Origin of the sequence: Halomonas sp. EF61, from assembly GCF_040147045.1 — a bacterium.
In the GTDB taxonomy this organism is placed as follows: domain Bacteria; phylum Pseudomonadota; class Gammaproteobacteria; order Pseudomonadales; family Halomonadaceae; genus Halomonas; species Halomonas litopenaei.
The window spans coordinates 1408930-1422282 of sequence record NZ_JAMSHM010000001.1 but is presented as its reverse complement, the minus strand read 5'-3'; the positions used below and the strand labels follow the sequence as shown (position 1 = coordinate 1422282).

General features: G+C 58.4%; 13 protein-coding genes. 5 read left to right on the top strand and 8 right to left on the bottom strand.

What is annotated here, in order from left to right; genetic code table 11:
* Positions 1 to 10 precede the first annotated feature (10 nt).
* The 4 genes from NFI08_RS06165 to NFI08_RS06150 all read left to right on the top strand — a co-directional run bounded on the left by NFI08_RS06165 (position 11) and on the right by NFI08_RS06150 (position 4073).
* Positions 11 to 385, top strand: coding sequence for a Rieske (2Fe-2S) protein (locus NFI08_RS06165; RefSeq protein ID WP_349588061.1), 375 nt, complete (start codon positions 11 to 13; stop codon positions 383 to 385).
* 548 nt (positions 386 to 933) lie between these two features.
* A complete protein-coding gene (locus tag NFI08_RS06160; protein WP_349588058.1) occupies positions 934 to 2088 on the top strand; it encodes a P-loop ATPase, Sll1717 family in 1155 nt (384 codons plus the stop codon).
* The gene (locus tag NFI08_RS06155; protein WP_349588055.1) at positions 2069 to 3076 is read left to right on the top strand and encodes an IS481 family transposase; all 1008 of its coding nucleotides are present in this window, start codon (positions 2069 to 2071) and stop codon (positions 3074 to 3076) included. Before NFI08_RS06160 ends, NFI08_RS06155 begins: the two co-directional genes overlap by 20 nt.
* 88 nt (positions 3077 to 3164) lie before the next feature.
* On the top strand, positions 3165 to 4073 hold the full coding sequence (locus NFI08_RS06150; RefSeq protein WP_349588052.1) for a hypothetical protein: 909 nt from the start codon (positions 3165 to 3167) through the stop codon (positions 4071 to 4073).
* A 219-nt stretch (positions 4074 to 4292) separates the two neighbouring features.
* Here the strand turns inward: NFI08_RS06150 and NFI08_RS06145 are convergent, their stop codons facing one another.
* From NFI08_RS06145 to NFI08_RS06115, 7 genes are all read right to left on the bottom strand, one after another.
* Positions 4293 to 5723, bottom strand: a complete 1431-nt coding sequence (locus NFI08_RS06145; RefSeq protein ID WP_349588049.1) for an MmgE/PrpD family protein — start codon at positions 5721 to 5723, stop codon at positions 4293 to 4295.
* A gap of 15 nt (positions 5724 to 5738) precedes the next feature.
* Positions 5739 to 6878, bottom strand: coding sequence for an AbrB family transcriptional regulator (locus NFI08_RS06140; protein ID WP_348827383.1), 1140 nt, complete (start codon positions 6876 to 6878; stop codon positions 5739 to 5741).
* Between the two features lie 3 nt (positions 6879 to 6881).
* Complete coding sequence (locus NFI08_RS06135) at positions 6882 to 7619, bottom strand: SDR family NAD(P)-dependent oxidoreductase (RefSeq protein WP_349588046.1); 738 nt, start codon at positions 7617 to 7619, stop codon at positions 6882 to 6884.
* A 25-nt stretch (positions 7620 to 7644) separates the two neighbouring features.
* Entirely contained in the window at positions 7645 to 9150 is a 1506-nt protein-coding gene (locus NFI08_RS06130; RefSeq protein ID WP_349588043.1) for a tripartite tricarboxylate transporter permease, read from the bottom strand.
* A gap of 14 nt (positions 9151 to 9164) precedes the next feature.
* Positions 9165 to 9626, bottom strand: coding sequence for a tripartite tricarboxylate transporter TctB family protein (locus NFI08_RS06125; protein WP_108449460.1), 462 nt, complete (start codon positions 9624 to 9626; stop codon positions 9165 to 9167).
* Between the two features lie 151 nt (positions 9627 to 9777).
* Complete coding sequence (locus tag NFI08_RS06120; RefSeq protein WP_349588040.1) at positions 9778 to 10749, bottom strand: tripartite tricarboxylate transporter substrate binding protein; 972 nt, start codon at positions 10747 to 10749, stop codon at positions 9778 to 9780.
* Between the two features lie 390 nt (positions 10750 to 11139).
* Positions 11140 to 11835: a GntR family transcriptional regulator gene (locus NFI08_RS06115; RefSeq protein ID WP_348827381.1), complete on the bottom strand. Its 696-nt coding sequence runs from the start codon at positions 11833 to 11835 to the stop codon at positions 11140 to 11142.
* 492 nt (positions 11836 to 12327) lie between these two features.
* On the opposite strand from NFI08_RS06115, the gene brnA reads away from it, so the two are divergent.
* Positions 12328 to 12552: a type II toxin-antitoxin system BrnA family antitoxin gene (gene brnA, locus NFI08_RS06110; protein WP_502881053.1), complete on the top strand. Its 225-nt coding sequence runs from the start codon at positions 12328 to 12330 to the stop codon at positions 12550 to 12552.
* A gap of 139 nt (positions 12553 to 12691) precedes the next feature.
* Here brnA and NFI08_RS06105 read toward each other — a convergent pair whose 3' ends face one another.
* Positions 12692 to 13252: a MarR family winged helix-turn-helix transcriptional regulator gene (locus NFI08_RS06105; RefSeq protein WP_240184263.1), complete on the bottom strand. Its 561-nt coding sequence runs from the start codon at positions 13250 to 13252 to the stop codon at positions 12692 to 12694.
* Positions 13253 to 13353: the final 101 nt, after the last annotated feature.

Sequence of the window (13353 nt, the reverse complement as noted above, 5' to 3'; positions counted from 1 at the left end):
AGATCCCCCGATGACCGACGCCTGGCGCAAGTACAAGAGCGCACCACCGCCCGGGACCGCCGTGCTGGAATCGACCAGCCTGGCCCCGGGTGAGAGCCGCTGCCTCAATATCGAGAGCGACAACGGCCGCTTCCCGCTGATCCTCGCCCGCCACGCCGATGGCCGGGTGCACGCCTACGTCAACGCCTGCCCCCATCAGTACCTGCCGCTGGACGGCCGCGGCAGCAACATCCTCAGCCGCGACGGCGAGCTGTTGATCTGTACCCACCACCAGGCCTGCTTCCGTCTCGACAGCGGCGAGGGCATCTCCGGCCCCGCCCAGGGCGAAGCGCTGGACCCGGTACCGGTGGAAGAGGTCGATGGCTGGTGGGTGATCGGGGAGTGAGGGGGGCGAGAAACTCTTTCCCTCCAAATAATGCCGATAACATGATGTTATCAAACCGCACAGATAACATAAATTCCATGCTCCATTAAACGAAAAAAGTGCACCATCGCCAGTCATTCGAATTAATCTCGACGCAACCTTCACAAGTAATCGCACATCTACTATGCAAAAAAACGCCCTTCCACTATCGACATTTTCTCTATACAGCGTGAAAATAGTAAATCTGGACTTGGAGTGCCAGCACAGCGCGGCACTTCGGAGCCACTATCACCAACTTACGAGACTATCATGTCGCAAAATAAAATCAAAAACTAAGACCTCTCTCCGAGTCACCACAAGCCTCCATGAGCAACACTAACTGTTCTTATATCTAGCGTGACTTATGAAAGTCTGAGAGAAAAAATTTTACGCCACAATCAATGGACCTGAGATCACAAAACATAACAAATACGTAAGCCGAATTGCCCGCACATTAAATTTATTACATGGCTCTTAATTATTCTCGCACATCACCCAACAACCTCACAATCAACATATTAAGGAAAAACATGAAAGGAAATGTACTAGGCGACATCCGTGCTGAACAGGACCGAACAATGCTAGATACCGCTTTTTGGGAGTCGGCGGATTACCGATCACTTCTTGAATCTTATGATCGCCCCATAATTGTAGGGCGAAGAGGAACAGGAAAAAGTGCTTTAGCCTATCGACTTTCTAAACACTGGAAGTCAAAACCTAAAACACTTGTTTTGTCCATTTCTCCCGAAGAAGAACAGGTGATTGGCCTAAGAGACATATTTGATCAATTTGGAGAAAAATATCTACACATAAAAGCCGGGACAAAAATGGCTTGGCGCTACGCTATATATATGGAAATATTAGTAGAATTAGGAGACCACTATAAGTACAAAAACAACCTGGATCTAAGCCAAATAAGAGACCATTATTCAACATGGGGAAGCCGAAGACAATCGATATCTACCAAGATAAGAAAAAAACTAAAGAACATCACAGCACCTTCAGATTCCCCACAGTCCAGAATAGCGGATCTTTCTGACAATCTAGAGTTAGAGCTAATTGAAGAAGTGCTTTTCGAAGCGTTGGAAAAATCCAAAGTGCAATACGTTGTTTTTGCGGACCGTCTGGACGAAGGTTACAGCCCTGACAACCTCGGTGTCGGAATAATTGATGGCTTTATCCAAGCTGCCATAGATATAAAATCAAGAATGAACGAGAAGGTCGTCGCTTTCACTTTCGTCAGAGACAACATATACAGGGCCATATCGAAACTTGATCCTGACTTCACTAGAAACATAGAAGGGCAAACTTTACGACTTCACTGGGATGAATATAATCTATTCAACCTAGTGTGCTATAGATTGAAGTCGGCATTCAATTCAGATCACGAAAACAGCGTGAGAATATGGAATCAATTTGCAGCAAAAGAACTAAAAGGAAGGGAAGGTTTTAGAATAGCACTGAAACTTACACTATACAGGCCTAGAGACATTTTAGTTCTCTTGAACGAAGCTTTTCTAAAAGCAAATTCAAATGACAGAAAAGAAATAATATTAGAGGACATAGAGTATACTTGTGGTGTCTCGGATGTTCAATTGACCAAAAGGAGCTATCCTTTGATAGCCGCCCGAGGGCTTCTCCGTCAGTTCATCCAGGAGCATTGCCATGGAGATCAAGCTTCATAAGCAAGCCACTACAACCCCGAAGATTCGCGCTGAGATCCAGGCGGCTCCTGCTCACATTACCGATACGGCGCTGGCGGAGCGTTTTGGTGTCAGTGACATGACGATACGTCGGTGGCGGCACCGCGATGACGTCTATGATCGCCCCCACACCCGTCACAACCTCAAGGCAACGCTCAACCACGAGCAGGAAGAGGTGCTGATTGCGGCACGCGAATTCCTTCGTCTCGGGCTCGACGACCTGCTCGTCGTCGCCCGGGAGTTCTTGCATCCCACGCTATCCAGAGCGGCGCTCCACCGGATGTTGAAACGCCGCCAGGTGCCCACCTTGGCCCAATTGGCTAAGAGGGATCAGGAGGGCAAGAAGGAAACGCCCAAGCCCTTTCGAGACTACGAACCGGGCTACCTCCATATCGATATCAAATATCTGCCGCAGATGCCTGATGAGACGCAGCGCCGCTATCTGTACGTTGCCATCGACCGAGCTACGCGCTGGGTCTATCTGGAGCTGCGCTCCAGCCAGGCGGCAAGCGATGCTGAAGCGTTTTTCCATCGGGTCGTTGAGAAGGCCCCGTTCAAGGTCCAAAAGGTGCTGACGGACAATGGCAAGAGCTTCACGGATCGCTTCACCTCTGGTGGAGAGCGCAAGCCCACCGGACAGCATCCGTTTGACCAGGCATGTGCAGAGCACCACGTGGAGCACCGCCTGATTCGACCGGGCCACCCTCAAACCAACGGAATGGTCGAACGCTTCAATGGCCGTATCAGTGACGTCTTGGCGACGCGTCGCTATGTCTCCGGAGAAGACCTGGAGCAAACGCTAAAACGATACTGCTGGCTGTACAATCATCACATCCCGCAGAAGGCATTGAAGCACCAAGCCCCCATTTCAGCGATGAAAGACTGGCAGAACAGGCGTCCTGAGCTATTCACCAAGCGTGTAATTAATCATCCGGGACCTGACATATACTGCAAAAACTATTTCGTGTAACAGGCTAAACGACCTTCATAAAGAATACGAGTACATATTCCCTTCGATAGAAGAATTTACGAAGGTCTTCTATGGCCGTGAGTCTGAAATGGCGGTTGGTGATGCAAGTCCATTATTGCAAGAAGTCCTTGACCAAGATAGGTTTGAACGAAGCAAACAACAAGACATATTTCTTTTCAACGACTCAAGACAAGTTCTCCAGCGGCTTTACAGTGTTGGATTTATAGGAATTCACAACGAACAATCTGCATCTTTTGTTTTTTGTCATGACGGCAAAGATCCGGATCGAGAATTTTCTGGTGAAACAAGGATACTAGTCCACCCTTGCTACTGGTTAGCATTAGCAACAAGTAAAACAAGAATCAAGCTAGAAGAAGCTGAAGAGATACATGACGAATACGAAATAGAGGTAACTTCAGAGTCAAGGAGCATACGAAACAAGAGAATCGAGTCATTAATCCAAGAGCTAAATGATATAGATGAAGGAATGAAAGGAGCATATGACTTTGAGTCATGGTGCGTCAATGCGTTAAAAATCGTCTTTGCCGGGACTCTATGCAACATCGAGGCACATCCCAATAAAATATCACTCCAGCAACGGGATGTAGTAGGTACCAATCTTGGGGAGAGCAAATTCTGGAAAAGAGTCCTCAACGATTATAAAACCAGACAAGTCATTTTTGAAATTAAAAACTATAAAGACCTGAGTGCCAGTGAGTACAGGCAGATAAATTCTTACCTATGCAATGACTATGGCGCTTTCGCTTTTATCGTCACCCGCGCACCAAACAACAACCTGGAGAAAGGAAAAGAGCTGAATTGGGCGAAAGAACTATATTCAGAACATAAAAAAGTTGTCATAAAAATTTCTTGTAAATTCCTTGAAAAACATCTCAAAAAACTACGAAACCCCCAGAAACACGATGCGCTTGACAAAGAACTAAACTCATTGCTTGACACGTACGTAAGAAGATACTTCACCATCAAGGCTAGATGAGCGTGCCTAACACCCTGCCAGATTCTATTCTCCTAGACACTACAGCTAGCCCTCTAAAAAGCGAAGCGAATGAATCAAGCATGAGCCGCGAAAGCGAAGTCCGCAGTGTCCACTCCTTACTAAAATAACTCGTGCAACACGTGTCTCGCAGATAGACAGAGGGGGAACCAGCTCCCCTTCTGTCTTTTGCTACCACGTCAAAGGGTCCAAACCGGACATTCAGCCATTCAAGCGCTGCGCCAGCACGCTGACATCGTCGAGTTCCAGCACCTTCCACACGTCGGCGATCAGCTCGCTCTGAGCCTGCTCATCGAGAACGCCGTCACAACAGGAACGCACCTTCTGTTCGACTTCTTCATCGCTCAGCGGGTTTTCCGGGCCGCCACGATAACGCTCGTCAGCCCAGCCGCTGACGTCTTCGCGCCCCTTCAGGCGCAGGGTGATGCGCGAGCGCATCTTGTCGAAGCCCTGGGCTTCGATCTGTTCATCGAACTCGGTGCGGATGCGCCGCTGCATGTCCTGCATGGCACTGGAAGCCACGAACTCGTCCGAGAACTCGACCTTGCCCGCCTGACGGTTGAGCGCAATCATCGCCAGTGCGGCGGGCAACGAGAACTTGGCCTGGAGGTGATTGGCTGCGATCGGGTAGCGGATAGGATTGAGAATGTTGGAGCCGGCGTGGACGATCACCTCCTCGATATCGTCAGCACTGGCGTCGGCCTCGAGCACCAGGCGTAGCATCAAGTCGATGGTCGGGTGGGTCAGCACGCCGCAGGGGTAAGGCTTGATCGACACCCCAGGCTCGACGATGGACCAGGTCTTGCCGAAGCCCTGGGTCAGCTTGTCCTCGCTGGCGCCGCCGCCCTGCACCGCCATGAAGCCCCAGGGGCCGTCCAGCGCCTCGGGGTCGGCGGTAAAGCCACGACTTGCCAGCAGTGCCGCAGTCACGCCATTTTCCGCCGCGCGGCCTACGTGCAGCGGCTTGGTCATGGTGCCGAAGTTACAGCGGATACCAGCGGCCAGGCTCGCCGCGATACCCAGGCCATGGCGCAAGGTTTCGCCACGAAGCCCCATCAGCTTGGCCGCACTGGCGAAGGCGCCAAAGGTGCCCACGGTGCCACTTGAGTGCATGCCCTGCATGTAGTGCTGGGGCAACATCCACTCGGATATTTTGCTTTCCACCTCGAAGCCGGTGAGGAAGGCTTCCATGAAGCGCTTGCCATCGACCCCGCCGAGCCGCTGGCTGACCACCAGGCTGGCGCTCAGCGGCGGAATGGTAGGGTGGGTCAACAGTCCATAGATGTGGGCCGGGTCCTTGCTGACCTGGCTATCGTCCCAGTCATGGGCGTGACCGGCGGTGCCAAGGACGCGGGCGGCCTGGGCGACCGGCGCTCGGGCATCGCCTTGTCCCAGAACCAGGGCATCGGCGCGACCGCCGGACTCCACAGCCTCCTCGGCCAGGATCTGGACCGAATGCTCCTCCGAGCCGGCGACAAACAGGCCCACTCCATCCAGTACGCAGCGGGTCCCGATGCGCAGCGCTTCCTCGGGAATCTCCTCGAAGCGGACCGATTCGATGAATTCGGCAGCCTCGGCGGTAATGCGGGTGTTGGTGGGCATCTTGGCAAAGACGTTGGTTGCGACAGACATGACGCAGTCTCCTTATCAGGATCGTCGTGAGCATGAGCTCGAGGATTCGTGAAACAAAGGCAGGCGTGACAAGCGAGCCCACAAGGGCCCTGCGAAAAGGTTTACCGACAGGGCGCGGATGGCATGAAAGCCCGCCACCAGGGCGGCGTTCTGGCCCAGGGCCTGGGCGGTCAGGGTCATCTCGGCCATACCCCCCACGGAAAAGCCGAGCACCAGGGTCTGCCGACTCTCCTCCGAGCCCGACATCCCGGCCACCAGCAGCGCCGCCACCGCCGCCATCAGACCGATCAGCAGGAGGATCGGAATGCCGCTGGCGATAGCCCTCGGCAGGGCCAGCAAGCTGGCCCGCTGGAACTTGGCTCCCAGGCCAAATCCCACCACCACCTGGGCGGCGATCAGCACCCACTGGGGCAGATGCAGCACCTGCGGCGGAGACACAGGCAGCAGCTCGGCGCCGGACAACACGCCGGCGACCACCAGCGGCGTCAGGAACCAGGCCGAGGGCATGCCCAGACGCGCGGTCCCCCAACTGGCCAGGGCACACAGCGCCAGCATTCCGATCAGCCACCACGGCCCAAGCTGGACGCCCGAGCCGAACGCCTGTGTCATCGGCTGACCGTTACCGCTTGTCAGCAGCAGTACCGACGGCAGCAGGGTGACGATCAGCCCGACGCGAATGGCGTGCAAGGCGGCGATCGCCGCCCGGTTGGCGCGGTAGCCCTCGCCGATCTCGGCCATCTCGATCACCCCGCCGGGCAGCAGACAGAAATAGGCGGTGGCCTTGTCGAGCCCTGCAAGGCGTGCGAAAAGCGGCGTGCACAGGATAGCCAGGGTCACCCCCAGGGCCGCGGAGGCCAGCATCATTGGCAACCAGCCAACCAACTGGCGGGCCACCTCCGGTGTCACCCACAAGCCGACGCTTGCCCCCACCACCATCAGGCCGGCGCGCTGGATCGGTCTGGGAGCCCGGGCCGGCAGGCCCAGCCCCGCCCAGATGCCGATGGCGATGGCCGCCCCCAGCAACCAGCCCAGCGGCAGACCGAGAGCGCTCCAGCTACCGCCACCGATGACGGCAACCATCGCCGGCAGCAGGAAACTGCGCCACCAGTGGGCCATTCGGCCCTGGTCGGGTTCGGGTTTCAGGTAGATGGTCATGGCTTAACCGAGGTAGCTGCCGCCGTTGAGATGGAAGGTCTGGCCGGTGCTGTAGCGCCCCGCCGGCCCGACCAGATGACACACCAGCGCGGCCACCTCCTCGGGCATGCCCAGTCGGCCAACCAGCGGCCCCTTACCGCCACTCAACCTGGGCGGCGGCGAGCCTGCCGCCCGTTCGGTATCGATCTGTCCCGGTACGATGCAGTTGGCGGTGACGCCGCGCTCGCCGTATTCCACCGCCAGCGCCCGGGTCAGCCCCACCACACCCATCTTCGAGGCGATCACGTTGGCCCGTTCGGCGGCACCCAGATGAGCGCTGACGCCACCGAAGGTGACAATGGCGGCCTGGTCGGAGGCCAGCAGCAGCGGCAGGCAGGCCCTGGCGGCAAGAAAAGGCCCGTCAAGGTTGACCGCCATGACCCGACGCCAGTCATCGAAGGTCAGCTCGGCGAAGGGTTTATGGGGACGAATGGCGGCGCAGCACACCAGGCTATCGAGCCGGCCGAAGCGCTCACCGACGCTTGCCACGGCGGCATCGACGGCTTCGGGGTCGGCAATATCGGCGGCCAAACCCAGTCCCTGACGTCCCAGTGCCTCGATCTCGGCAAGGGTGTCATCCATCGCCTGGCCGTGATGACTGGCGATGATCACCACATCGGCACCCTGCTCGGCGAGTCCCAGTGCCACCGCACGACCGATATTCCGGCTGCCGCCGGTAACCAGCGCTACACGTCCCGACAAGGGTTCTGTCCTGGGCCCGGTCATGTCATTCACCTCCCGGGGTCGTACTCGGGCCACTGCGTACACGACGCACTGCATCGGACAATGGCTTGTAGAAGATGCTCAGTGCGGCCAGCACGAAGAACAGCAGGGCCACCGGACGCTCGAGGAAGCGGCTTGCGTCCTGATCGAAGATGATCAGCGACTGGGCCAGAGAGTTCTCCACCAGCGAGCCCAGCACCACACCCATGATGATCGGCGCCGCGCCGAAGCCGTAGCGCTTGAGCCAGAAGCCGATGAAGCCGGCAATCAGCATGATCGTGACATCGACCAGGCTCTGGTTGACGCCGTAGGCGCCCACCACACACAGCGCAAACACCGCCGGCCACAGGAAGGTGCGCGGGATCAGCGAAATGCGGGAGAACAGCTTGGCGCCGGCCAGCCCGAAGACCAGAAAGACCAGGTTGGCCACCAGCATGGCGGCAAAGATCGAGTACAGCAGGTGGGGCTGGTTCTCGAACAGATAGCTGCCCGGGCGAATGCCGTGAATCTGCAGGCCACCGAGAATCACCGCCGCCGTGGCTGAGCCAGGGATGCCAAGCGCCAGGGTAGGCACCATGGAGCCACCGGTGGCGGCGTTGTTGGCCGCCTCCGGGCCGGCGATGCCTTCGATCTCGCCGGTACCGAACTTGTCGCCGTTCTTCGACCAGCGGCGCGCCTCGTTGTAGCCGATCATGGCCGCCATGGTGCTGCCCTCCGCCGGCAGGATACCGATGAAGGTGCCGATACCGGACGAGCGCAGAATGGTCTTCCACACCCGCTTGAAGTCTTCCCGGGACGGCAGTTTGATGGCGGTGAGCGAGATGCGCTCCTTGGCCCGGTCGATGATGTCGGACTGGGACAACAGCTCCGACACCGCGAACAGGCCAATCAGGATAGGAATGAAGCTGATGCCTTCGTAGAGCTCCGGCACGCCGAAGGTAAAGCGCTCGACGCCGGTGGTCAGGTCTACCCCGACGGTGGCGATCAACAGCCCCAGAGCCCCGCCGATCAGGTTCTTGACCGGCGACTTGCCGCTGATCGAGGCCAGCATCGACAGCCCGAAGATTGCCAGCGCGAAGTACTCAGGTGGGCCGAAGGAGTGGGCGATTCGGGCCAGCGCCGGGGCCGCCAGCACCATCACGATCAAGGAGATGATGCCGCCGATGACGCTGGATACCGCCGCCATGCCAAGTGCGCGACCGGCCTCGCCCCGCTGCGCCATGGGAAAACCGTCAAAGGCGGTGGCGGCGGCAGGCGGAGCGCCGGGGGCGTTGATCAGAATAGCGGTGATGGAACCACCGAAGGTACCGGCGCAGTAGAGCGCCGCCAGCATCGATATCGCCGGTACTGGCTCCAGATAGATGGTGAAGGGCAGCAGCAGGGCCACCGCCATCGATGAGCTCAATCCCGGCAGCGCTCCTACCAGCACACCGATGATGGTGCCAAGCAGGATGACACCGAGTGAGACCGGGTCGGTGAGGATGCCAAGCCCCGTTAGAATAGGATCCATGGTCGTCTCCTTGTTCAGGACAGCCAGGGGCTCAGCACGCCCTGGGGCAATCTGAGCTGCAAGGCGTGGGTAAACAGCAGGTAGATGCACGCCGGCACGCCGATGGCGTAGATCGCCACGGCCAACCGACGCCGCTCACCCCACAGCAACGGGATGGCCAGGCAGGTCAGCACGGTGGTCAGGGTCAGGCCGAGCACACCGAACAGGAATACCGATACCAGCAGCACCAGCGCAGTGGTCCACATGCGCCAGGAGATGACCGGCTTGGTTTCTTCCTCGTGGCCCCGCCCCTGGATGATCATCACCAACGCAAGCACGGCGATCACTCCCAGGATCAGCTGTGGCATGTCTGCCGCCTGCATGCCTTGGGCGAAGGACGGAGGTACGCTGTCGAAGTCGGTAGTGATCAGGTACAGCCCGCCGGCCAGTACCAGCAGGGCGCACCCGGGAAGCAGATCTCGCCAGTGACGAATCATGTGCGACTCCTTCTTGATGTTGATGCCCCGTGGGCCTGGACCGAAGCCGGGCCTGGGGAAACGACCCCATCGATGGCAGCCGAGACGCTCCCTGTCTCATGCCCTGTTTTCAGCCCTGGTTTCAGCCCTGCCCCGCGTCCAGCCTGACGATTCACTGGAGCAGCCCCAGGTCAGTCATGGTGATCTTGCCCGCCTCGTACATGCGGCGGATCTGCTGGTCCCAGGCCTCGCTACCGGCGACGCTGGCGCTATCCAGGCCAATGCCGTCGAGATACTCCTGATAGCGCTCGCTCTGCATGCCATCGAGCATGGCCTGTTCCAGCGCGTCGACGCGCTCCTGGGGGGTGTCCTTGAGCACCACGTAGCCGCGAACGGTGGAGAAGGACACGTCCATGCCGTTTTCGGCCAAGGTCGGCACCTCCGGCAGGGCCCCCATGCGCTCGTCGGCCATCACCGCCAGAGGACGGAATTCTCCATCGGCAATCTGGTCCTGGGTTTCCGAGATATTGAGACCGGCGGCGTCGATATCACCGCGAGACAGGGCGGCGGCAAACTCCGCACCACTATCGAACGGTACGTAGGAAACCCTGATGTCGGCCTCGTTGGCGAAGCTCATGGCGGCGATATGGTCGACACCGCCAATCTGGGTTCCGCCCCACTTGATCGTGCCGGACCGCCCAGCCTCGATCAGATCATCGATGGAGGCGTAATCGCTGTCGCCGCGAACCATGACGATGATCGGGTCGTCGGTCGCCCGAACTACGCCACGAATGTCATCGATACCGATCGGGGCATTGCCGCGCAGCATGGTGAACAGATGGGTCGGAGTGATGGCCATGAGGGTATAGCCGTCTGCTGGCTTGCCACTGACATAGCTCATCGCCACGGAGCCCCCGCCGCCCTTCTTGTTCTGGACGAAGACATTGCTGTCGAGTTGCTCCTGGGTCGACAGGGCCACCATTCTGGCAGTGGTATCGGTGCCGCCACCGGGCGAGGTGTGTACGGCAATCTCTATCGGATCGACAGGGAAGTCGTCCGCCGCCAAGGCGGAGGCGGAGAGCATGGCGAGGGGGCTCGTGGCGATGCCTACCGCCAGCATGCGGATCGTGAACCAATGGCGCATGGTGGTTCTCCTTTGGAGTCGTTGTTGAGAAGTCACTGCATGACCTGCTGCGTCTGGAGGTGCATTGTAAACTGTTAACAGTTTACAGCCTGTAAACTAGCAGAGCGGATCACGTCCCATTAAGTAGACGTTGGTCTATTGCTTATGCGGATTGGTGGGTAAAGGAGCATCGACTCAGCGAGCCCCGCTGGTCGAAGCGATGCCACCTGCGCCTTTGACGCACGCATCACTCGGACCGAGGCGTGAAGCTAGACACCACGAAGCGCTGTCTGCGTGTCGTACTGGCAGATGGCGTTGGTCAGACGTTCCAATCGCGACGCCACTGACTCGCTGGCGATACGCCAATCAGAAGGAACAAGAACGAAAAGGGGCCGGTCGACGTCTCAGGCGTCAAGCCTGTCGATCGTCGTCCGGGGCCGCAGCGAGTGCCTGCTCCATCCGACGCCATCCGGCCATCACGTGATCACGCAGTGCCCTGGACGCCCCATCAGCGTCACGTGCCGAGATCGCCCTGACGATCGTCACGTGCTCGGCGTTCGAAGCCTTCAGGTTGCCGCGTTGCACCAATCCGCGACGACGGAACAAGTGCAGCTGCTTGATCGTGTCGTCATAGTAACGAGCCAGAGCACTATTGCCAGTGTGGGTCATCATGGCGTCGTGGAAACGCAAGTTGAGCTGGTAGTAGTCATCGAGATCCTCGCGCTCGGCGGCCTCGCCCATTCTGTCAACCAGAGCCTCCAGTTCTTCGATCACCTCCTGGGTGGCCCGCTCGACCAGCAGCTCCCCTACCAGAGCGGTCAAGGCACGCCGCACCTCGTACAGTTCGCGGGCTTCGTCCAGACTCATTTCGCGTACGTAGGCGCCGTGATTGGCGACATTGCGGATCAGACCAGCGTACTCGAGACTGCGGCACGCCTCGCGAATCGGTCCGCGACTGATATCAAACCTGGCGGCCAACGCACTCTCGTTGATACGGTCGCCGGCGGACAGCTCGCCAGAAATGATCAACTGCTCGATGGCATCGCGGGCAATGGACGTCAGCGTACTGGAGCGTCGCTGGCCAATCCGATCCTTGGTCGAGTCCATATCGGTCTCCGTGCACTCAGTATCGTCAACTGTTAACAGTATCATGTCATCTCACACCCGCAAGCTCTGGCAGCCCCTCCTTCGAGGGGTCCACATCATGAGGTCAGGTGTGAGGCCTCTCAGCATCGCGCTGACCGCCGAAAAGTACTTGAGAGCAGGCAGCATCGCCGCCAGCCAGTTGGCGGTGGCGACATGTCGAGGCGCAAACAGGTATCGAACCGATTGCTGACGTGTGCCCACCGACAGATCCAGAGGGTATCCATCCACCCGGATGTCATTGAGGTGGGTACCGGGCAAATCTGAAGGGCGTTGACTGGGTCGGACGTCGGAGAGCATCTTGTCGACGAGCGCCGTTGTATATCGTCGAATGACGGCTGCCAGGGAAAACGGAGCGCCGAGGGGCTCGCGAGAAGACAGTGGAGCGGGGAGCTGCGCCGCTCGTCACGTCAGTGTTTAAGCAGACCTTACACCGACTTACCAAGCTAAAAAGATATTACGCATCTTACAGAGTTCGATGATGGCAAAGACGTGTCCGAAGCCCTCTGCCTGTCCAGGGCTCGGCGCCCCAATCAGTCACAAGGACGGGGCAACGTCGACTTTCCTGTGTGGATGATCGAGTCTCTCGACAAGGAAGCCAGCCGCCTGGGAGTGACTCGCCAATCGATCATCGAGGTGTGGCTGGCCGAGTACCTTGAGCAGTGCGCGAACAGGCCCTAGGCTCTGTCCGAAAAGTCGGCGAGCGAAGGTTAGACAAGGCAAAAATCGGTGAGACAGCGCAGTTTACGGGGTGTAAATGAGCATGTTGATCCGATTTTTAACGCCGTATTACCGAGCGTAGGCACTTTTCAGACAAGCCCTAGCGATCCTGATCGAGCTCGGGAGAACCCGGTGTCTCCATGGGATCGCCGGAGCGGTCCTGGGACCAGGGGCCACTGCCCTGCTCCAGCCGGTCGAGCTGGCGCTCGAGCTTGCCCATCACGCTCATCAGGTCGCGATACTCGCCGACGGAGAGGGTCGCGACCACATCGGCCTCCCACTGCTGGGCCTCGGGGACCAGTTCGGCCAGCAGGACTTGTCCTGCCTCGGTAAGCCGCAGATCCTGCACACGCTGGTCGCGGCTCGAAGGGGTCCGCTGGATCAGTCCGCGTTCTTCCAGTGACTGTACCGCCCGGGAGATTCGCGCCTTGTCCATGCGGGTGGCCTGGGCGATCTGCTTGGCCGACAGCTCATCCAGGTGCGACAGCCACGCCAGCACCCGCCACTGGGCAATATTGAGCTGATAGCGCTCGGCGTACATGCGCGCCAGCGCCTGACTCAGGCGGTCCGCCAGGCTGTTCAGCCGGTACGGCAGAAACTGTTGGAGATCCAGCTCCGCCTTGGCGGTGGTGGTCGGTGTTTCTCGCTGTCGCGAGCCCATGGCGTCTTCCCCGTCGACGATTCGATCAACGCTCGTCTTTCCAGAATGCATCGATCACCCCGGCCGAGCGGCTGTCAGCTCAGAAACGGCCAATACAGCCA